The organism is Embleya sp. NPDC127516, from assembly GCF_044765325.1.
In the GTDB taxonomy this organism is placed as follows: Bacteria; Actinomycetota; Actinomycetes; order Streptomycetales; family Streptomycetaceae; genus Embleya.
In genome coordinates this window covers 23,839-43,018 of the sequence record NZ_JBIWJT010000001.1, presented here as the reverse complement: position 1 = coordinate 43,018, position 19,180 = coordinate 23,839, and the positions used below count along the sequence as shown (strand labels likewise).

21 protein-coding genes are annotated in these 19,180 nt (G+C 69.4%); 12 read left to right on the top strand and 9 right to left on the bottom strand.

From position 1 onward, the window contains the following. Nucleotides 1-112 precede the first annotated feature (112 nt). Nucleotides 113-859: a hypothetical protein gene (locus ACIRL2_RS00210; RefSeq protein ID WP_395859620.1), complete on the top strand. Its 747-nt coding sequence runs from the start codon at nt 113-115 to the stop codon at nt 857-859. 561 nt (nt 860-1,420) lie between these two features. On the opposite strand, the gene ACIRL2_RS00205 is transcribed toward ACIRL2_RS00210, so the two are convergent. Continuing rightward, a complete protein-coding gene (locus ACIRL2_RS00205) occupies nt 1,421-2,164 on the bottom strand; it encodes a maleylpyruvate isomerase family mycothiol-dependent enzyme (protein WP_395859619.1) in 744 nt (247 codons plus the stop codon). Between the two features lie 170 nt (nt 2,165-2,334). Here ACIRL2_RS00205 and ACIRL2_RS00200 point away from each other — a divergent pair, with 170 nt between their 5' ends. Further along, a complete protein-coding gene (locus ACIRL2_RS00200; RefSeq protein ID WP_395859616.1) occupies nt 2,335-2,817 on the top strand; it encodes a hypothetical protein in 483 nt (160 codons plus the stop codon). 47 nt (nt 2,818-2,864) lie between these two features. Here ACIRL2_RS00200 and ACIRL2_RS00195 read toward each other — a convergent pair whose 3' ends face one another. Then, entirely contained in the window at nt 2,865-4,019 is a 1,155-nt protein-coding gene (locus ACIRL2_RS00195; protein WP_402229034.1) for an FAD-dependent oxidoreductase, read from the bottom strand. 180 nt (nt 4,020-4,199) lie between these two features. Here ACIRL2_RS00195 and ACIRL2_RS00190 point away from each other — a divergent pair, with 180 nt between their 5' ends. Further along, on the top strand, nt 4,200-4,787 hold the full coding sequence (locus ACIRL2_RS00190) for a TetR/AcrR family transcriptional regulator (protein WP_402229032.1): 588 nt from the start codon (nt 4,200-4,202) through the stop codon (nt 4,785-4,787). A 193-nt stretch (nt 4,788-4,980) separates the two neighbouring features. Further along, nucleotides 4,981-5,625 (top strand): pentapeptide repeat-containing protein, encoded by a 645-nt coding sequence (locus ACIRL2_RS00185; RefSeq protein WP_402229030.1) that lies wholly within the window; start codon nt 4,981-4,983, stop codon nt 5,623-5,625. Nucleotides 5,626-5,723: 98 nt separating this feature from the next. On the opposite strand, the gene ACIRL2_RS00180 is transcribed toward ACIRL2_RS00185, so the two are convergent. After that, entirely contained in the window at nt 5,724-6,206 is a 483-nt protein-coding gene (locus ACIRL2_RS00180) for an aldo/keto reductase (RefSeq protein ID WP_402229597.1), read from the bottom strand. 211 nt (nt 6,207-6,417) lie between these two features. On the opposite strand from ACIRL2_RS00180, the gene ACIRL2_RS00175 reads away from it, so the two are divergent. Then, nucleotides 6,418-7,068 (top strand): hypothetical protein, encoded by a 651-nt coding sequence (locus tag ACIRL2_RS00175; protein ID WP_402229028.1) that lies wholly within the window; start codon nt 6,418-6,420, stop codon nt 7,066-7,068. Between the two features lie 65 nt (nt 7,069-7,133). Here the strand turns inward: ACIRL2_RS00175 and ACIRL2_RS00170 are convergent, their stop codons facing one another. The 3 genes from ACIRL2_RS00170 to ACIRL2_RS00160 form a co-directional block, all read right to left on the bottom strand. Then, nucleotides 7,134-7,922 carry a hypothetical protein gene (locus tag ACIRL2_RS00170; protein WP_395859610.1) on the bottom strand — a complete coding sequence of 263 codons (789 nt, stop codon included), beginning with the start codon at nt 7,920-7,922 and terminating at the stop codon, nt 7,134-7,136. 57 nt (nt 7,923-7,979) lie between these two features. Beyond that, complete coding sequence (locus tag ACIRL2_RS00165; RefSeq protein WP_402229026.1) at nt 7,980-9,131, bottom strand: hypothetical protein; 1,152 nt, start codon at nt 9,129-9,131, stop codon at nt 7,980-7,982. A 170-nt stretch (nt 9,132-9,301) separates the two neighbouring features. Continuing rightward, a complete protein-coding gene (locus ACIRL2_RS00160; protein ID WP_402229023.1) occupies nt 9,302-9,862 on the bottom strand; it encodes a restriction endonuclease in 561 nt (186 codons plus the stop codon). Nucleotides 9,863-10,801: 939 nt separating this feature from the next. Between ACIRL2_RS00160 and ACIRL2_RS00155 the strand changes: the two genes are divergently transcribed. Then, on the top strand, nt 10,802-11,098 hold the full coding sequence (locus ACIRL2_RS00155; protein WP_402229021.1) for a hypothetical protein: 297 nt from the start codon (nt 10,802-10,804) through the stop codon (nt 11,096-11,098). Here ACIRL2_RS00155 and ACIRL2_RS00150 read toward each other — a convergent pair. Beyond that, complete coding sequence (locus tag ACIRL2_RS00150; RefSeq protein ID WP_078974732.1) at nt 11,067-11,312, bottom strand: hypothetical protein; 246 nt, start codon at nt 11,310-11,312, stop codon at nt 11,067-11,069. The two genes, ACIRL2_RS00155 and ACIRL2_RS00150, sit on opposite strands and share 32 nt — an antisense overlap. Next, a complete protein-coding gene (locus ACIRL2_RS00145; RefSeq protein WP_402229019.1) occupies nt 11,309-11,599 on the bottom strand; it encodes a hypothetical protein in 291 nt (96 codons plus the stop codon). Before ACIRL2_RS00145 ends, ACIRL2_RS00150 begins: the two co-directional genes overlap by 4 nt. Before the next feature lie 139 nt (nt 11,600-11,738). Between ACIRL2_RS00145 and ACIRL2_RS00140 the strand changes: the two genes are divergently transcribed. Beyond that, complete coding sequence (locus ACIRL2_RS00140; protein WP_395859605.1) at nt 11,739-12,110, top strand: hypothetical protein; 372 nt, start codon at nt 11,739-11,741, stop codon at nt 12,108-12,110. Nucleotides 12,111-12,302: 192 nt separating this feature from the next. Here ACIRL2_RS00140 and ACIRL2_RS00135 read toward each other — a convergent pair whose 3' ends face one another. Then, the gene (locus ACIRL2_RS00135) at nt 12,303-12,812 is read right to left on the bottom strand and encodes a SigE family RNA polymerase sigma factor (protein WP_395859604.1); all 510 of its coding nucleotides are present in this window, start codon (nt 12,810-12,812) and stop codon (nt 12,303-12,305) included. A 307-nt stretch (nt 12,813-13,119) separates the two neighbouring features. Here ACIRL2_RS00135 and ACIRL2_RS00130 point away from each other — a divergent pair, with 307 nt between their 5' ends. From ACIRL2_RS00130 to ACIRL2_RS00110, 5 genes are all read left to right on the top strand, one after another. Next, complete coding sequence (locus tag ACIRL2_RS00130; protein WP_395859603.1) at nt 13,120-13,650, top strand: hypothetical protein; 531 nt, start codon at nt 13,120-13,122, stop codon at nt 13,648-13,650. A 102-nt stretch (nt 13,651-13,752) separates the two neighbouring features. Beyond that, nucleotides 13,753-15,042 (top strand): cytochrome P450, encoded by a 1,290-nt coding sequence (locus ACIRL2_RS00125; RefSeq protein ID WP_402229015.1) that lies wholly within the window; start codon nt 13,753-13,755, stop codon nt 15,040-15,042. A gap of 632 nt (nt 15,043-15,674) precedes the next feature. Further along, nucleotides 15,675-16,379, top strand: coding sequence for an SAF domain-containing protein (locus ACIRL2_RS00120; RefSeq protein ID WP_402229012.1), 705 nt, complete (start codon nt 15,675-15,677; stop codon nt 16,377-16,379). Next, nucleotides 16,376-17,335, top strand: coding sequence for a hypothetical protein (locus ACIRL2_RS00115; RefSeq protein ID WP_395859600.1), 960 nt, complete (start codon nt 16,376-16,378; stop codon nt 17,333-17,335). Before ACIRL2_RS00120 ends, ACIRL2_RS00115 begins: the two co-directional genes overlap by 4 nt. After that, complete coding sequence (locus tag ACIRL2_RS00110; protein WP_395859599.1) at nt 17,325-19,178, top strand: ATPase, T2SS/T4P/T4SS family; 1,854 nt, start codon at nt 17,325-17,327, stop codon at nt 19,176-19,178. The genes ACIRL2_RS00115 and ACIRL2_RS00110 overlap by 11 nt, the downstream gene beginning before the upstream one ends. Nucleotides 19,179-19,180 lie beyond the last annotated feature (2 nt).

The window sequence follows — 19,180 nt, the reverse complement described above, 5'->3', positions numbered from 1 at the left end:
AGCGCACCCAGTGCCCCCAGCGCCCCCACGGTGCCCGCCGCATTCACCGAACCCGCAGCGCCCGGCCGAAAACCTTTGTCGCGTACGTATGTTCCCCTGCTAGCGTCGCGGCGTGGCGAAATTGAACCAGATCATCGCGGTGGAGAAGGGCGTCAAGACCAAGTCCTTCCAGGAGTTGACGGACGCTCACCAGCGGGTCCAGAAGGGCGCGTTGCTGTCCGGCATCTCGCGTACCTACCAGCCCAAGGACGAAGAGGGCGAGCAGTTGCCGCCCGAGTCGACCCGGGTCCAGGTCAAGGGCGAGGAGGTGCTGCGTTCCGTCACCGGCACGCTGACCAGCCTCTTCGACGTGACCGCGACGAAGGACTGGGCCAACTGCGAGGCACGCGCCGACGTGGTGGTCGACGGTACGCCGCTGCTGCGTGATGTGCCGGTGTCGTACCTGCTCTTCCTGGAGAAGCAACTGGTCGACGTGCACACGTTCGTGCGCAAGCTGCCGGTCCTGGACGCCGCCGAGACCTGGACGCTCGACCCCTCCACGGACTCGTGGCGTACCGAGCCCGTGCGTACCGTGCGGACCAAGAAGGTGCCGCGCAACCACGTCAAGGCCGAGGCGACCGAACACCACCCGGCCCAGGTCGAGATGTACTTCGAGGACATCGCCGCCGGCTACTGGACCACGGTCAAGTTCTCCGGCGCGCTGCCGGCCCGTCGGGTGAACGAACTCGTCGACCGGGTGGAAAAGCTCCAGCGCGCGGTGAAGTTCGCCCGCGAGGAGGCCAACGGCGCGGAAGTGACGGACCGTCGGATCGGCGACGCCGTCTTCGGCTACCTGCTCGGCAACGGCCAGGGCGGGTAGTCTTCGAGAATCCCCCGGCCGGAGGGTCGGGGGGCGCGAAAAGCGCAAGCTGAAACTGAAGCTTGTCGTGACGAACGCGGGTAACGGTGGAGGTTCGAATCCTCCCCCCGGCACCACGAGCCGGGGTGGCCCAATACGGCAGAGGCAGCCCGCGATCAATCTCAGACTCTTGCTCCAGACTCAGCATCGCCGCTCATCGCCGGATCGACCGGACGGGGCTCCAGTCGTCGGTTGCTGGTTCGACTCCAGCCCGGGCCGCTCGTGGCCTGGTAGTTCAAAGGTAGAACGCGACGACTTTCAAGACGACCCTGGTCCTTTAAACGTGCCGGCGTGCCCGATAGGGCGGCACAGCGGGCCTCCGCGGGCAGGCTAGACCCGCGGAGGCCTACCAATTCCTTCGCCGAGTGCCGGCGACCCTTGGGCGCGTGACACCAGCCCCTTGGCGGGTGGCGCCAACCCTTTGACGAGTGGTCGCACCTCCTCTGACGGGTGACGGCACCCGCTCTGGCGGGTGGCCCCGGTCCAGTTGCCGGGCGGGTGTGCCGCACGTGTCGGGCGGCATCAATCCACCTTGGTCAACTCGCGCCATCGCACCAGGACTTCGGGATCGCCGTCGAGTCGGCAGCCGGTTGCGTCGGCTCGATTCCAGACCAGGAGATACAAGACCTCGGCCGGGCCGGAGACGGTGAGATCGGCGGTGGCCGCTCCCGGTTCGACTCGGCGCCCGTCGGTGCCGATCCGCATCGTCCACGCTGCCGGGTTGTCGTCGGGGTCGATCGCGATGCTCAGCGGTGGGTCGGCGATCAGGTCGAGACGGGGCCGGGACAGGAAGCCGGTCAGCAGTTCGTCGATCCCGTCGGCGGCGAAGTCCGCCGGCACGGTGGACGGCACACCGGCCGCGAGTTCGACGTCGACGCGGTGAACGGCGGTCTCGTGCGCCTGGCGCCGAGCCCAGAACGAGAGCGCGGACGGCGCCTCGAAGAAGGTCCACCCCGGAGCGTCCGGGGCGACCGTGGTGAGGGTCTTCAGCAGGTCCGCGTGCGTACCCCGGTACCAGTCGAGCAGTACGTCGTCGCCCGGCGCCTGGAACAGCGTCGCCGTTTCCTCCCTGTTCGGTCGCTGTGGGCTGCCCGACGCGACGACGAACGCGGCCCATCGATGGACGCCGCCCAGGTGCGCGAGGAGGTCGCGAATCCGCCAGCCGGGGCAACTCGGTACGGGCGCTTCGAGGCCGACGCGCTCGGCCGTACGCGCGAGCAACTCGCCGTCGGCGCGCAGAATGTCGAGATGAGTGGCAATGTCCATTCGCGCAGAATCTCATGGGGGATCGGGGCGGAACAGGGGTACTCGGCGGCTCCCGGTGGCGCCCGGCGGCTCTCCGCGGCTCCGGGTGGCCGGGGGCGGCCCCGGGTGGCCCGGGAACGGCGCGGGCAATGGGACGCGACGCCCGGTCGGCGGTCCTATGCTGGGGTGCGATGGGTAGCTTCGGTGTGTATGTCGTCGCCCGATCGGCGTGGCCCCTGTTGGAATTGCCGGCCGTACAGCAGGCCGGCGGCGAACCGCGATGGTCGGCGCGCGACGGCGACTGGCAGGTCTTGCTGCTTTCCGCCGGCCTCGACCCCGGGCCGACGTTGATGGCGGATACGGATGCGCCGGTGCTGACCGCCGACGTGGTGTCCGGCCACTTCGCGATGATCGACGCGCAGAGCCCGCGTGGTGGCGATGTATGGCACTGTGCGCTGGCGCCGCGCGTGGCCAGGTCGTACGCCCTGGACCCGGAACTCGGCCCGCCGCCGGAGCGGGTGGTGCCGCGCGCGGTCGGGTGGGCCCGCGAGGCGGGGCTGACGCCGGACGAGGCCGCCCTGGACACGACGCTGCGCGCGGAGGGGACGCCGGACGACCTGCTCCGGGCCTTCCTGGACGCGCTGGGATTCCGGTTCGTGACGGACGCAGCGTAGCCGGGGCGGGCGCCGCGCCGGTGGGTGCGGGCGCACACACGCGCGCTTTACGCGCGGACGGCGGCGGTCGGCTCGCTCGGCCCGTCGGACAGATACGTGCTGATCTGCCGCAGCCAGCGGGTGTGGTAGCGGCTGACCAGGGCGTCGGGGGTCAGCCTGGACAGTGTCGGCAGGTACTTGTTGGTGGTCTCGGAGCCGGCTCGGCGGGCGGTCAGCGAGGCCCGGCGGGTACGCGAACTCTGGTAGTCCGCAAGGGCTTCGGCGAGCGTCGCGGTCCGCCGCAGGGCACGGGCCAGGGCCCAGGCGTCCTCCAGGGCCTGGTTTCCGCCCTGCGCGACGGTCGGCGGCATCGTGTGCGCCGCGTCGCCGAGCAGGGTGGCTCGGCCCAGGCTCCACGAACGCGGCACCTTGTGGCGATGGTGCGCGAAGTATTCGACGTCGGCGTCCGAGACTGCCGCGAGCACCCGGGGTACCGGCTCCGCCCAATGCCCGAACCGTTCGCGCAATTCGGTGATCGGCGAGTCGGGCAGCGGCTCGGCCGGGTCGCGACGCACGTCGAACCACCACTGGAGCAGCCCGTCGCCCGCCGGGAGCAGGCCACACATGCCTTCGGGGCCGACGATCATCAGGCCGCGTCGCGAGGACGCCACGTCGAGGTCGATCGGGCCGAGTCCCTGCCAGGTGATCCAGCCGGTCGGGACGGTGGGATCGGTACCCCACACGTGCCGGCGCACCACCGAGCGCGCGCCGTCGGCGCCGATCACCAGATCGGCCTCCTCCGTGCCGCCGTCGGCGAAGGCCACCCGGGCATGCCGCGCGTCCTGGGTGACGTCGGTGCACTTCTTGTCGAACACGATGTCGCTCGCGGGCAGCGCCGAGGCGAGTCGGCGAATCAGGTCGCGGCGGGGCATCGCGAGGTGGGGGTGGCCGTAGCGGATCGCGGCGAGCGAGACATCGATGCGCATCAGTACGCCGCCCGCGTGATCACGTTGTTCGAGCAGGTCGATCGGTGCGCCGAGGCCGTCGGTGGAAATGCCCAGGTCGGCGAGGATGCCGGTGCCGTTGCTCCAGAGGGTGAGGGCCGAGCCGGACGTACGCAGTGCGGAGGCCCGTTCGTAGACCGTCACGTCGTGGCCGTCCGTGCGCAGGGCGCGGGCCGCCGCGAGGCCGCCGATACCTGCTCCGATCACCAGAATTCGCATGATGCCACCTCGCTGTGGGTCGCTGATGTGAGTCGTGCGCACGGGGATCGCGCCGCGGGCTTGTCGCAGGGGAGGGCGGGCTGAGGAGGGGGGCAGGGCTGGACCCGAGCCCGCTGGGCCGAGTCGTAATCGAATACCACTGCTGTAATAGTACTATCACAGCCTTGGTAATCTGGTCGCATGGCACCACCCCCCAACAGCGCCCGTCGCCGAGCCATCGCGGACGGCGCGATCGAGGTCCTGGCCCGGGCCGGCGTACACGGCTTCAGCCATCGCGAGGTGGACGAGACGGCCGGGCTGCCCGCGGGCACCACGTCGAACTACTTCCGCAATCGCGACGCGCTGCTGGGCGCGGCGGCGGAACGTGTGTTGGAGCTGCATCGGGCCGATATGGCAGCAGCGCACGCGGTCGTGGCCGCGCCGATCGACCGGGACGGCCTGATGGAGCTGATCGCGATGTCGCTGGAGTTCTCGGCGACGGCGCACCGCGAGCGATACCTGGCCGTGTACGAACTCACCCTGGAGGCCACCCGCCGACCCGAGCTTCAACGCACGTTGGACCACATGCAGACCGAGGCGGTCGATTTCACCCTGGACCAGCACCGGGCGCTGGGGCTGAACACCTCGCGCGAGGATGTGGGCACGCTGATCACGTTGTTCGGCGGCGCGTTGTACACGCTGGTCACGGGGCAGGCGGGGCCGGTGACGGGGACGGCTGCGCGGGCGCTGGCTCGGGGGATGGTGGCGGGGATCGGGTCGGTGGAGTGACGGGGGCGGCTCGGGCTCGGGTCTGATCCGGGGCAGGATTTTGGGCTGGGGCTGGGGCTGGGGCCTGGGCCTGGGCCTGGGCCTGGGCCTGGGCCTGGGTTTGGGTTTGGGCCTGGGGTCGGCTTGGGCCTGGGCCGGGGCGGGGCGTACTCGTGGCGCGGCGGATGTCGGAGCAAGCGTGTTCAATGGAGAGATGGCCATTCGACGCGCCCGTGCCAATATCGATCCCGTCTCGGCCGAGCCGTCGATTCCCGACGAGGACCTCGTGATCCGGGACGAGGACTGGTACGGGAAGTCGTTGACGGAGAGCGACCGGTATACGCGCTACTCGTTCCTGGACACGGACTGGACCGAGGTGGCCGACGAGGGCGCGGTGTTCGACGAGTGCACGTTCGCCGGGGTGCGGTTCAACGCGTCGCGGCACACCGGGGCGGCGTTCACGAACTGCACGTTCAAGCGGTGCACCTTCTTCGACACCCGGTTCACCGACTGCAAGCTGGTCGGGAGCATGTTCCGACAGTGCACGTACACGCTGTTCGAAGTCTCGGGAGGGGACTGGTCGTTCGTCGGCCTGCCGGGCGCCGACCTGCGCCAGGCCGGCTTCGACGGCACTCGGATGCGCGAGGTGGACCTGACCGCCGCGCGTCTGGAGAAGGCGACGGTTACCGGGTGCGACCTGTCCGGCGCGATGTTGCACGGTTCGAAGCTGAGCGGCGCCGACCTGCGGGGCAGCGACCTCTCCTCACTCGACCCGCTGACGGTCGAGTTCAACGGCGCGACGATCAGCCTGGAACAGGCCGCGGCGCTCGCGACGACGATGGGGTGGCACGTCGGCTGAACGGAACGGCCTCGGGTGGCGCGGGATCGGACAGTCCCGCGCCACCTCGGGTGCACGTCGTCGTGCGGCGTCTCGGGTGATTCGGATCGGGGAGTGGGTCAGGGGCGTGCCGGACCGGTGCTCGCGCCAGTCGCGGTGAACGCGCCGGTCGCGGTGAACGCGCCGGTCGCGGTGCTCGCGCCGGCGATGGCGTCGACGTCGGCGAGGGTCAGGGCTAGGCCGGTGGCCCCGATCCAGCCGTCGACCTGGGCGGACGCACGGGCGCCCACGATCGCGGCGGTGACGCCCGGCCAGGCCAACGTCCAGGCCGCCGCGACCTCGGCCACGGAGGCGCCGTGTTCGGCGGCAATCGACCGCAGCGCGTCGGCGAGGGCGAGGTTGGCGGTCAGGCCATCGGTGAAGTCGGGATGGCCCCTGCACCAGTCCTCGTCGGCCAGACCCGCGACGCGCTCGACCGAGAACGCCCCGGTGAGCAGACCTGGTTGCATCGGCGAGTACTCGATCGCGCCGGTGTCGTGCGCGGCGGCCCAGGCCAACTCGGTTGCGATGGAACGGTTGATCGCGGAGAACGGCGGCTGGATCGCGTCCAGGTGCGCGATGCGTTCGGCGATCTCCAGTTGTTCGACGCTGTGAATTGGACAGGCCGATCGCGCGAACCTTGCCCTCGGCCTTGAGGTCGGCGGAGAACGTCTCCGACGAGGTGCTGGACGCGATCGCCTCGGCGCTGCGGCTGAACCGTGACGAGCACGGGCACTTGTGCGATCTCGTTCGGGCGGTGTCGGGGCGGTGGGGGTGGGAACGACTTCGGGCGGCCCGGTGGGTGCGGCCGGTGGGGCCGGTGCGGCTGCGGGGCTGGCGGGTTTGGTGGGTTCGGCTGTTCCGGCGCAGGAGGTACGGCCGGGTCTGCGCGCGTTGTTGGCCTTGATGCCGGAGACGACCGCGTTCGTGATGGGCCGGTGTTCCGATCTGCCGGTCTGGAACCCGCTGTTCGCGACCCTGTTCATCGATGTCGACACGGTGCCGATCGAGCGGCGGAACAAGGCATGGCTGGTGTTTCGCGACGAGCGACTACGCGCTCGCTACGTGAACTGCGAGACCAAGGCACAGGACCTCGCCGCCTACCTACGACTGGACGGGGGTCGCCACCCCGAGGACCCGGCCTTCGCCGAGCTGATCACCGAACTCTCCGAATCCAGACCTGACTTCCGCCGGCGCCTCTGGGCCACACACGAGGTCCGCGACAAGACCCACGGCGGCTATCACCTCCGCCACCCGGCCATCGGCGAGCTCACGCTGTCCTACGAAAGCTTCCGCACGGTCGACGACCCGGACCAGACCCTCGTCAACTACACCGCCGAGGCCGACTCCCCTTCTCGCTCCAGACCCGGGCCGCCAATCGACACAAGCGTCGAGACACCAAATGCCCGAGCTTTCGGCAACTGACTTTCGTCCGCGCCTGAGTCGTAGATAACACGGGCCGAGCGAGGCGAAGTGCGAGTCAGCCAGCTTCAGTTCATGACTTGAAGCTCGCCCACTCGAGCTGTGGTCGAGGATGCGCCCGCCATATCGGATAGTTCGTGCCTGCCCTGCGCGTCGACGTAGAAGGCCTTCCAGTTCACCGTCGCATTGATGGTGTACTTATTCGCCGTCTTTCCTGCGGAGGTTTTGGTGTATTTGTAACCGCAGGCGGGTGATGCAGTGTTCCCGGCCGAAGGCGTGTACGGCACTCCGGGGTTGTGGCAGGTCTTGCTGTTTCCGTCCCCCATGTCCCACGTTACGCTGGTGGAGTAGGCCGTCACGGTAACTTCGACGTCGCCTACCTTGAGGGTCTTGCTGATTCCGTTCGGAGACCACCGATGAGGGTCCGACGTATCGATCCAGAGCCAGACCGGGAGTCCAACGAGACCCAGATTTCCCTCGTTGGGCGTCATGAATACTTTGGGTTTGCGTAGTTCAAGTTGAGCGAGAGCAAGGGCCGCCACTTGGGCGGCCGTCGGAGCATTGGCACCGCCGCCTCCTGTCGTGGCGTTTCCAGTGGTGGCGCCGGCAATTCCGCCCGCGCCAGGGTCCGGGAAGGGGTTGGTCGGTCCCGAGCCGCCCCCCGTGGCTCCACCTCCGGTCGACCCTCCGGATCCACCACCGGACCCGGATCCCCCGGTTGTCGGGATCTCGATGCAGATGATGAGGTCCCCGCACTCGTTGACGTCCGCAGAGGCTGACGGAAGAGAGACGAGGGCGACGGTGAGGCCGACAGTGCACCCCAGGATAGCTCCCTTGGTCAGTCGCGAAGTTGTCATGAGGCCTCCCTGGATGATGTGCCTGGCGGAACACTTCCTTTGCCGGCGATCCGATTTCTAGGCAGGGATCCCGTCACCTGAAAGCGCGCGGTACGATTCTGCGACTATATCCACTGGGGATCCTCCAGTGGTCGGTACCTTGAAGACCACCATATTTACCGTGGTCAGATCCAATGTTTTCCATTTAGTGGTCTTGCCGTTGAGATTTTGGAGGCCTTCGCTGCGGGTGACTGTAATTACTCCGGACGGGCCGGGCGTCAGGTGAGACGTGGTCTTTGTTGTGCATGTCACCAGCTTGTCGCCGTCAGTGGTTTTCCAGGCCGGCATGCGACCGTCTGCCACGGGCTCGGTTTTGGCCGCCACAGTTCCGCCGGCGGTCAGCGGAACCATTCCTTGTTTGTTCTGATCCGCAATCTGCCGGGCGGACTTTGTTCTAGGCCCCCAACTCGTGGAGGGGTTCGATTCGCCATTCATGTACGAAGTAAAATTTCGACAGATGTCCTCGCCGTAATCGGTGTTCTTTTCTGCAATATTTGCGGTGCCGTCCAAGGTGGCTATCTGTGCAACTTCGGGAATCTTCTGATCGATGCCGGTATAGGCAAGGAAGGCCATTTTCCAGGGGCCTGAGCCCTGGGCTTGGCGCAGTACTCCGACGGAAGTCCTGGATTTACCGCTCAGTGATTGACGGCCGACTGCGAGAAGCCACCGATCCTCGGCATTCGGCGCTCCTTGGGGGGTGACGACTTGGATGTCGTCATTGGCGGCTTTCTCCTCACTGCTCGCAACGTTGTCGCCATATTTGAGGATTCGTTCCTGCCGTGCTTTGGAGACTTCAAGCATGGCGCCGGTCTCGATGGCCTCCAGCGCTTTGACATCGTGAGACGACGTGGCCTGCTTGCTCAGGTCGAAGTATCTCTGGGAGATCCCCTTTCCCTCGGCAGCGCTGATCGGTGGCGCTGGCGGTGCCGCCGACGATTGTTGGGGTGCAGGGAGGGGGGCCGCGGCGGTTTTGGGGGCGGGTTGGTTGATTTTGGGGGTATTGGGTTTTTTGTCGGAGGAGCAGGCTGTGGTGCTTGCCAGGAGGGTGAGTGTGGCTATGCCTGCCAGGAGGGTTGCCGGGATTGGGGTCTTCTTGGGTCCGGCCAAAACTGCCACCCCCGCAGTTGCGATCTTCGGAGTTCGGTGCTCAACGGTGATCTGACGAAGCATCATTGCACTTGATCGGGTGAGCCGTAAGCGTCTTAGGGAGATCACTGCACGTAGTGGGATTGCGCCACGCGTTGGGGGCAAATCGGTGGCTATCGCGTGATCATGCGTGGTCGCGGGTGGGTGCGCAGGTCCGGGCCGGTTCGGTGGGTGGCCGGAATGGGTTGGGGTTGTCAGTGGGTGGTGCCGACGAGGGTGCTCAGGCCGTGGCCCTGTTGCCATTGCCACAGGCGTGGGCGGTCGAGCAGGACGATGCCGTGGTGGCGGGCGAACCGGCGGGCCTCTGTGGTGAATCCGTGGAGGGCGACGAAGACCGGGATGTCGGCCTGGTGGTTGTGGTGGGCCGTGCCGATGAAGTCGTGGAGGTCCAGGGGGTGGGTCTCGTGGTCGGCGGAGCCGCAGCGGATCAGGACCAGGCTGCCGTTGGGGAGGTAGGCCTTGACGTTGGCGTCCGGGGCGACTTGGACGGCGAGGAGGCCGTCGCGGCGGCAGAGGTCGGCGATCTGGAGTTCGAGGTCGCGGTCGTCCGGGTTTTCGGCGTGGTGGTCGAGGGCCGAGTTGGCGAGGTGCGCGATCGCGCACAGGATGGCCACCGAGGCAGCGGTGGCCAGCCACGCGTCGTTGCCGTTGATGCCGAGGAAGGTGAAGAGGTCGTGCAGCGCGATCGCCGGAACGCCGACCAGCAGGACTATGGCCCGGCCGCGGAGCTTGGCGTGGGCGGGGGTTCGGGGCATGCGGGATCCCTCCGTTGGCTGCCGACGGCGGAGCGGCGGCAGCTTAGGCGGAGGGGAGACCCGTCAACCACCCGACTGGATGGGGGAGTGGCGTGGTGGGTGGCTCGGGTGGGCTCCGGGTGGTTGGGATCGCCCTTGTCCGTGCGGGCGTTGGGGTCGGGGGGTCGGGTTGTCGGACGTTCGGTGGGTGCGGGGCCGTGTGGGTGATGGCAGGTGTTGGCCGCGGGGGTTTGGAGGGCCGTGGTAGACCCCGGATGCCACACCACCGTGTTTTGGAGGACTCATGCGAGTGGGCGCGGCGGGAGGCACACGGCACACGGCTCCTGTGCCGAGCCGTCCGTCCGGTGACCGGCACGACCGACCCGACGCGACCCGAGCAACGCGACGGGACCCGACCCAACACAACGGGATCCGACCCGACTCAATCCGACCCGGGCCGACCCGACTCAATCCGACCCGGGCCGGCCCGACTCAATCCGGCCCGGCCCGACTCAATCCGGCCTGACCCAACCGGCCCGGCCCGACCCAACCAACCCAACCCAACGTGCCCGGCCCGGCCCAGCGCGATGCCGTGCCGGCGGCCCCACGTGGATCCGAGTCGGGTCACATTCGGTTCGGGCCTACTCGTCGACCAGAAGGTGATTGCAAGAAAAGATGACTGCCGGGAAAACAGTCGATGGCAAGACGACGGCCCCCGGCCGCACCCGGAGCACCGTCGAGGTTCTGCGGCATTCGTTCGACCGGACCGGACCGGACCGGACCCGACCGGAGCCGACCGAAGCCGACCGGCACCGATGGTCGCCGACCACCACCGTTGCCGACCACCGCCGTCGACCACCACGCCAACCGGGGAAGCGGTGACCATTCGGTCTCGGCCCGGTGATCTGCGATTCCGGAGGCGGTTAGTGTGCCGGCGCCGGCTCCGCTATCTTCTGCCGAATGAGCAGGATCCGTAAGACAGTGATCATGGTTGTGGCATGTTTCGGTCTCGCCTTTGCCGGAGTGGCGTCCGCGTACGCGATTCCCGGGCAGCACCCGCAGGTCCGCAAGGTCTGTCGGGTACTCGACCCCGAGGCCAAGCACGCCAAGCGCGCGAACCATGATGGCCGTTCCGGCGACCCGTCGGTCCGCCGCCAGCGGCACGCAGGCGTGATGGGCGAGGTGGCCGACCACTACTGCGTGCCGGGCGGCGGGAAGCACCGGGTCAACCCAGGTGTACGACCTGCAGCACGGTGACGGTTGTCGTCCCTTCGTTGAGCAGGACCACCACGATCAAGGGCCCCGCGGCCGCGGTGCGGACGATGCGGTCGTCCTCGCCGTAGCGGACGGTGGCCGTGTACGGGTCACAGACCAGCTTGTAGAGCAGCATTCCCCAGTGGTTCAGCGTGGTCTCGGGGAAGCGGTCGATGACCTCTTGGTGTTCGATGCCGATCCTCGGGCGCCACGTCACGCGGCACTGCTTTGCGCTCGGCCGCGTGCGATCCACTTGCGGACGATCTCCTCGTCCACTTCGTCGAGATCCGGGTCCTTGCCGGTGGCCCGGACCTGCGCCGCGAGGGCGCGCGCGTGCGGGAGACCGGCGATCAGCTCTTCCGCGGCGTGGGTATAGCGGGCCAGCAGCCCGGGCAGGTCGCCGATCGGCGTCAGGTGTACCAACCGCAGGAATTCGTGGCGGGCTTCGGGGTGCGGGAGTGCGTGGGCGATGCGATCCACGGTCCACGGGTCCGTGCTGTTCACGCCGGGCCTCTCTTCCCTCCGGACGAAATGATCCGGGATCAGATTAGGGGCCGAGCGTGCGATCGCGATGTGATCGGCGCATGACGATCGATGTGTCTCGCGCGTGACAATCCGTCAATTTCAGTCGGGTGGAGTGCATTTGCCCGTTCTGGCGGGCATGCACCTGACCGCCCCGGCGTCTTCGAGCGGGGTCGTCGCCCGGGTCGGTTTGTTCGACTCCGGCTCCACGGCTCCCGATTCCGGTCGAGCGCTCTCCTGCTTGCGCGTCGCGTCCTCCTGCGCCGGCCCGGCCGCGTCGAGCGGCGGCACCGTCGCCTCGGGTCCGGACGGCATCGACTGCGTCGACGGGGCCGAGGAGATCGACGGCGGCCAAGTCGGCCGAGTCGGCAAGGTGGGCGCAGACGGCGACGTCGGCGAAGTCCGCAAAGACGGTGGGCTCGACGGCATCGTCGGAGTCGACACCCGGCTCGTCGCCGGCGGCACGGGCGCCGCCGGCCCCACGCTCGCCTGATGCGAGGGGACCAAAAACATCCCCGCGCCGATGATGATCGCCAGTACGGCCACCCCGGCGGCCGGCACGGCGAGTCGGCGGCGTCGGCGGACCCGCTTGCCGTCCGCGACGGCGGCGTCCACCACGCTCGGGAAGTCGGGCTCGGGCTGATCGAGGATCAGTTCGAACAGGTCGTGATCATTCATGGCCGGCTCACCGTTCGGACAGCTCCCACATGTGCTCGCCGACGAGTTCGCGCAGTCGGTTCAGGCCGCGCGCGCTCTGGCTCTTGACCGTTCCGGTGCTGATCCGCAAGGCCTCGGCCGTCTGTTCGACACTCCAGTCCTCCCAGAATCGCAGCACGAGAACGGCCCGGTAGCGCGGCGGCAGCCGCAGCAGCGCCGCCCGCAGGGTCAGCCGCAGATCCGGCGACGAGAGTTCCTCGCAAGGCTGGTGTGGGAGCTCGTCGACCGGCTCCTCCCGCCAACGGCCCTTGCGGTGCTGGTCGATGTAGGTTCGCGTCATCACGACGCGGGCGTACGCGTCGACGCTGCCGTCGCGGCGCAGCCGGCCCCAGGCCGTGTACATCTTCATCAACGTGGTCTGGGTGAGGTCCTGCGCCTCGTACCAGTCGCCGCACAGCAGATAGGCCGAACGGCGAAGCTGGGCCTGGCGGGCCTCGGCGTACTCGCGGAACTCCCGTTCACGGGTGGCCTCCCTCACGCGGTCGGCAGCGAAGTGGCCGGGGAGTGGTCGCGGGGGTCGCGCACCGTGGTCTCCTCCTTGCTGGACCCTCGGTTCGGGCAGGCGGCGCCCGGGTGTTGCCGGCGGCCTGTCTGCCCGCGTTTCGAGGGGTCGGTCATCCAGGGGATACGTGCTTCGACGGCCTCGGGTTGCACGACGACGCCGAGATGTTTCGCACGCACCCGGGGCGGGCGGACGGTGCAACGTGGGTCGGTCGGGAGGCGTACTCCTCTGTGCAAGCTTCGGGACCCGATCGGGGTCCGGCGTCCAGCGAAGGGGTACGTACGTGATCAATCGTCAAGATCGGGCGCCCGGCCGGGGGATCCGCCGCGCGGGTCCCGCCGCCGGGGTGCTCGCGACCGTCGGCATCGCGCTGGGCGCCTGGGGCGGCATCGCGCCCGCGTCGGGAACCGGGGAGCCGCGACCGGAACCGGCGTCGGTGATCTCGGTCGAGGCCCGCGATCGGTCCGGCACCCCACCGACGGTCGAAGCCGACGGAGCCACACGACCGGGCGGACCCACGCCGGCTCGATCCACACCGAAGCGTTCCACGGCGGACGGCTTCGGGGTGGTCGGGCCGAGGACCGCCGGCACGCCCGTGCCGGGCAAGCCCCGCGTGGTCGTGCCGGGCCGGGCCGGTGTGGTCACGACCGGGAAGCCGTACGTGGACCGGGACTCCCGCCCGGCCGCCCCGAGCGTGGCGGGAGGCGACCTCTCCCCCGAGGCCCGTGTCACCGCCGGTGCCTACGGCCGCCTCGGGTACGCCTCCCGGCACCTCCCGCGCACTGCCCCGACCGCCCCGCGGGTCGCGTGGTAGAACCTGAATCGTCGCGGGTGACCCATGCCCGTGGTCGAGCTCGAACCCCACCGAGCCCCGAACCTCGAGTCGGGAGCCGGCCCCAGGTCAAGGAGTCGCAGCGTGGTCCCGATCGCCCCGGGTGCAATTCCGTTGCTCGGCCACACCCCGGCGCTGCTGCGTGACCGCTGGGACTTCGTGTCCTCGCTGCGGGCTCACGGGCCGATCGTGCGGATCCGGGTCGGGCCGAAGGAGCTGTACGTCCTCAACGACCCGGCCCTGGTTCGTTGTGTGCTGGTCGAACACGCGGACACGATCGAGCGGGACGGCTTCTTCAAGCAGGCCCGGTTGCACATCGGCGACGGCCTGGCCGCGTCGGACGGGCCGTTGCACCGCAGCCAACGGCGGACCCTGCAACCCGCGTTCCAGCGCTCGCGGATCGGCGGGTACGTCGAGCTGATCCGCCGCCAGGCCGAGGAGGCGAGTGCGCAATGGTTGCCCGGGGCCACGCTCGCTCTCGATCGGGAGATGAGCGAACTCGGGCTCGGCACGCTGGGCCGGTTGATCTTCGGAGAGAACCCGGCGGCCGACGCGGCGGTGACCGAGGTGCGGCGGTCGTTGCCGGTGTTCATCCAGGAGGTGTTCACCCGCACCGTGTTGCCGGAGTGGGCCCGGCAGTTGCCCACTCCTGGCAACCGGCGCTTCGCAGAGACCGGCCGGCGGCTGCGCGAGGCGATCGCCTCCGCCGTGGACGCGGGCGCGGGGGAGGGTCTCCTGGGCGAGTTCGCCCGCATGGACATGGCGCCCGAACTGGTGCGCGACGAAGTCGTGTCGATGCTGATCGCCGGCAACGACAACACCAACGCCACCCTTTCGTGGGTGTTTCACGAGATCGGCCGGCACGAGGACGTTCGCAAACGCCTGCACGCGGAGCTCGACGAGGTGCTCTCCGGCGGGCCGGTGACCGCCGAGAACATCGGTGCTCTCGTATATACAAGGTGTGTTGTCGACGAGACGCTCCGGTTGTACGCGCCGTGGCTGGTGGTGCGCCGGGCCAATCGCGACGTGGACGTGATGGGACATCACATCCCGCGCGGAAGCGACGTGTTGTACAGCCACCACGCGCTGCACCGCGATCCCGGGCTGTTCCCGCAACCCGAGTGCTTCGACCCGGACCGGTGGACCGAACCCGGCTATCGCGGGCAGGTGCGCGGTGTGTACATGCCGTTCGGGGCGGGTGTGCACCGGTGCATCGGCGAACACCTGTTCCTGGCCCAGATCGTGACCACCGTCGCCGCGGTGTGCGCCCGCTGGCATCTCGAACCCGCTCCCGGCAAGCCGTCCCGGCCCAGGACGAGCGCACTGCCCCGCCCGGGTCGGCTCCCGGTGAGGGCCCTCCGCCGCAGGAGTTGAGGTCGACGTCCGGCCGCAGGACCCGAGCACGCTGTCCGGGGCGGGGCCCGAGGCAGTCCGACAGCGGCCCATGCCCCGGTCGCAGGCACCTCGCTGGCCCGAACTGCCCACCCTGCCAGTCCCCCAGGCGACTTGGCGACACTTCCACCCGTTCGTCGGATTCGTCGAGGGGGCCCGAGCAAGCGCACACAGCGTGTCGAGTACGGTTCGAAGCGTCGGACCGGCGGTGCGTTATCACGTTCGGGCGATCACGGAGCGCGCAGAACTCGGCCGGCCAACAATTGCCCGAAAGTGCTTGCGGAGCGCCTCGTTTCGGGACCATCGTGGGGCCCGTTCGGTGTCCGGAACGAGATGCTTGCCCGTGATCTTGGGTGGGGTCGGGTTCGTCACATGGCGTCCCCGATCGTGCTGGTTGACGTGGTCGGAAGTCGTACCGGAAAGCTTCGAATGATCGACTTCGGCGGCTGTTTTCGGGCGGTTCACCATTCACCTGACAGTGTGTGTGGTGGAAGATACGAGCGGTAGCTCCGAAGTGGATCACGGTCCGCGCGGAACCTGGGTGGACCCGGCAGAGCAAGGGGGCGGAGCCGGTGGTGAAGGCAGCTACGGAACGGCCATCGGGGAACGGCGTCGTGTCGCAGGGCGCGACCGCCGGTGCGATGCCGGTGACGCCTACGCGCAGCCTCGGCGCCAGACGCCGGCGGCCGGCGCTCATCGCGCTCTCGGTCGCGCTGATCGCGGCCGGTGGACTCGGCTCGGCGGCGTTCTATCAGATGGGCGACCAACGGGTGCCCGTGCTCGCGGTCGCCCGCACCGTGCCCTACGGCCAGACCATCTCCGCCGAGGACCTGCGGGTCGTGGAGATCAACGACGCGCCGGGACTTCGTCCGATCGGCTCCGGCTCCAAGGCCGCCATCGTGGGCAAACGCGCGGCGGTCGAGCTGCGCGCGGGCACACTGCTGACCTCGGATCAGGTCACCGAGCGGATCGCGATCCAGCCCGGTGAGACGCTGGTCCCGATCGCCGTGGACGCGACCAGGATGCCGGTGCAGCGGGTCACACCCGGCACCCGGATCCTGGTGGTGACGGCACTCCCCGGAGCGGGCGGCCCCGCCAACTCCGCGCCCGCGCAACCGAGCACCATCGCGGCCACGGTGATCCGCTCCAGTACGGGCGACCCGAACTCCGGCTCCGGCAAGTCCGTCCTGGACGTGGCGGTACCCGCCAAGGACGGTCCCGTGCTGGCTCTCCAGGTGTCCGAGGGCAGGTTCTCCATCGTCGTGCTGAACACGGGCAACGCGGACGCGGCGCCGGCCAGGACCGGAGGGGCCCCATGACCGTCGTCGCGGTCACCGGTGGCGCGGGCGCGCCCGGTGCCACCTCGACCGCGCTCGCGCTCCTGCTCACCTGGCCGCTGCCGGCCGGCCGTCGGGTGATCCTGATCGAGGCCGATCCGGACGGGGGTTCGATTCTCGCCGGTGCGCTCCAGGGGCGGGTTTCGGCCGAATACGGCCTGCACCAACTGGGGGTGGCGCATCGTCAGGGAAACCTGGTCGACGCGTTCTTCCGGCAACTGGTGGACCTGTCCGACGGCCGCCGCGAACGGCTGTTGCTGCCCGGCCTCGTCGACCCCACGCAGGCCTCCGGCCTGGCCTATACGTGGGATCCGATCTCGCAGCTCGCGGCCGGCCTGGGCAGCCAGCAGATCCCGCACGACGTGATCATCGACCTCGGCCGGCGCGGCACCACCGGCGCCTCGGCGATCGCCGCGCGCCGGGCCGACCTGGTACTGCCCGTCGTGCGCGGGACGTTGCCCTCGCTGGCCCAGGCGCATCCGCGGCTGGTCGCGCTGCGCAACGATCTCGACACGCACGGGACCGGCTCGGATTCGATCGCCCTCGTGGTGATCGAGCAGGGTCGCTACTCGCGCCAGGAGATCGGCAAGCACCTGGAGACGCCCGTCCTGGGCCTGTTGCCGTTCGATCCCGAGCGCGCACGGGTGCTCTCCGACGGTGAGGGCGATACCGGAAAGCGTTTCCTGCGTTCGAGGTTCATGCGTGCCGCACGCAGCACGGCGGAGGCCGCCCTCGCGTTGGCCGAGCAGCGCCGGATGCGGTTGGCGCCCCGGCCGAGCGGCGGCGGCGAACTGCCGTCCGGGCCCGAGGCGCCCATGCCGAGCGACGGCTGGGCGCAGGCGGCCGCGTACATCCGTCGACCGGCGGACTCCGAGGTCCGACCCGAGGCCGAACCGGCGCACCGGCCGGCCGGCGAGGAGGCGGGTCATGTTCGATAACGCGCGGCCCCTGCACCCGGATCCGCACAACAAACCCGAACCGGAACCGGAACCACCCGCCGAGCCCGGCTACCGCCCGCACATGCACGTCGTGCCCGGGATCCCGGAGGCCGAGGACGTGCTCTACGCGCCGCCGGCCCCGCCGTTGCGTACCTGGCCGGAGGGCTTCCAGCGCAGCGCACCGGGCGACCCCGACGCGGGCCCCGCGCCCACGTGGTCGGCGGGCGCGGGCTCGCTGACCCCCGCCGTCGGGCACATCCCGCCGCCGACGCCCGCCAACGGAACGCCGGTTCCGCCGGCCCACCCGCACGCGCGCATGAACGGCGCGGTCCGGCACCCGGACACCCGGGACGGCATGTTCACCGTGCCGCCGACCGCGAGCGTGAGTGCGAGCGGAGTCGGCACGGTCAGCCGCCGTCCCCCGGCCGGCGCGCCGTCCCCGACGACCGGGGCCGTCAAGCCGCCCCGGAACCCGTCCGGCGAACCCGTGGTGGACCCGGCCGTGGTGCGGATACTCAAGGACCGCGCGGCCGAACAACTGCACGAGTTCGACAAGATGTCGCCCGGGATGACCAACGGGGACCGCGAGCAGCGCGGCCGGGCGATCGTCGCCCAGGTCGTCGCCGAATGGGCCGACGTCACCGCACGCGAGCGCGGCATCTCCACCACCCCCGCCGAGGACCGGGCGATGGCCCGGGCGGTGTGGGACTGGCTGTTCCGGGCCGGGCCGTTGGAGCCGTATCTGACCGACCCGGCCGTGGAGAACATCCTGGTCAACGGCTACGACACGGTCTGGGTCGACTACGCCGACCGGCCGCGTGTGCAGGTACCGCCGCTGACCTCCTCGGACGACGAACTACGCGAGTTGCTCCGCGACCTGGCCCGGCGGCACGGCAGCGGTGAACGCACCCTGTCCACCGCGCAACCCACGCTGGCTCTGCGGCTGCCGGACGGCTCGCGCCTCCAGGCGATCACCGAGGTCACCCCGCACACCTATGTGACGATCCGTCGGCACCGGGTGCGCGACGTACGCCTGGCCGAACTGATCGGCCTGGGCACGCTGGACCGGACCCTGGCCGCGTTCCTGGGCTCGCTGGTTCGCGCGAAGAAGAACCTGATCATCTGCGGGACCCAGGGCGTGGGCAAGACGTCGTTGTTGCGCGCGCTGTCCCACGAGATCCCCCGGGACGAGCGGATCGGTACCTTCGAGACCGAACTCGAACTGTTCCTGCACGAGTTGGGGCACCTGCGCCAGGTGGTCGCGATCGAGGCCCGGGAGGGCAACGGCGAACGCGGCATCGACGGCAAGTCGGCGGGCGAGTTGACCATCGGCGAACTGATCCCGTCCGCACTGCGCATGTCGCTGTCCCGGATGATCGTCGGTGAGGTTCGCTCCAGCGAGATCGTGCCGATGTTGCGGGTGATGACCAACGGCGAGGGCGGCTCGATGTGCACGCTGCACGTGCGCGAGCCGGACATGATCTTCGACCGGATCGCCGAACTCTGCCTGGAGTACGGCGCGCACATGAGTCCCGAACTGGCGTACCGGCTCGCCTCGAACGCCGTCGACTACGTCGTCTTCGTGCGGATGATCGACGAGACGGCGATCGGCGGGAAGCGGCATCGTTTCGTCTCGCACGTCCTGGAGGTGACCGGGATGGGCGAGCACCGCCGCCCGGCCGTGAACACGATCTTCGCGCCGACCAGCGACGATCCGCGTGGTGTGGCCCGGATGTACCCCTCGGACATGCCGGACCTGATCCGGGCCGGTTTCAGCCCGCACCTGTTGGACGAGCCGCACGGCTGGCGTCCGTTGCAGCTCAAGCTGCATCAGGTCGGGTGACG

Bases quoted from the DNA above. Each gene is read 5' to 3' on its own strand.
- ACIRL2_RS00165 (WP_402229026.1), bottom strand. From the start codon at position 9,131: ATGCTTCGTCAGATCACCGTTGAGCACCGAACTCCGAAGATCGCAACT.
- ACIRL2_RS00155 (WP_402229021.1), top strand. From the start codon at position 10,802: ATGAGCAGGATCCGTAAGACAGTGATCATGGTTGTGGCATGTTTCGGT.
- ACIRL2_RS00190 (WP_402229032.1), top strand. From the start codon at position 4,200: ATGGCACCACCCCCCAACAGCGCCCGTCGCCGAGCCATCGCGGACGGC.
- ACIRL2_RS00195 (WP_402229034.1), bottom strand. From the start codon at position 4,019: ATGCGAATTCTGGTGATCGGAGCAGGTATCGGCGGCCTCGCGGCGGCC.
- ACIRL2_RS00110 (WP_395859599.1), top strand. From the start codon at position 17,325: ATGTTCGATAACGCGCGGCCCCTGCACCCGGATCCGCACAACAAACCC.
- ACIRL2_RS00185 (WP_402229030.1), top strand. From the start codon at position 4,981: ATGGCCATTCGACGCGCCCGTGCCAATATCGATCCCGTCTCGGCCGAG.
- ACIRL2_RS00200 (WP_395859616.1), top strand. From the start codon at position 2,335: ATGGGTAGCTTCGGTGTGTATGTCGTCGCCCGATCGGCGTGGCCCCTG.
- ACIRL2_RS00115 (WP_395859600.1), top strand. From the start codon at position 16,376: ATGACCGTCGTCGCGGTCACCGGTGGCGCGGGCGCGCCCGGTGCCACC.
- ACIRL2_RS00205 (WP_395859619.1), bottom strand. From the start codon at position 2,164: ATGGACATTGCCACTCATCTCGACATTCTGCGCGCCGACGGCGAGTTG.
- ACIRL2_RS00160 (WP_402229023.1), bottom strand. From the start codon at position 9,862: ATGCCCCGAACCCCCGCCCACGCCAAGCTCCGCGGCCGGGCCATAGTC.
- ACIRL2_RS00170 (WP_395859610.1), bottom strand. From the start codon at position 7,922: ATGACAACTTCGCGACTGACCAAGGGAGCTATCCTGGGGTGCACTGTC.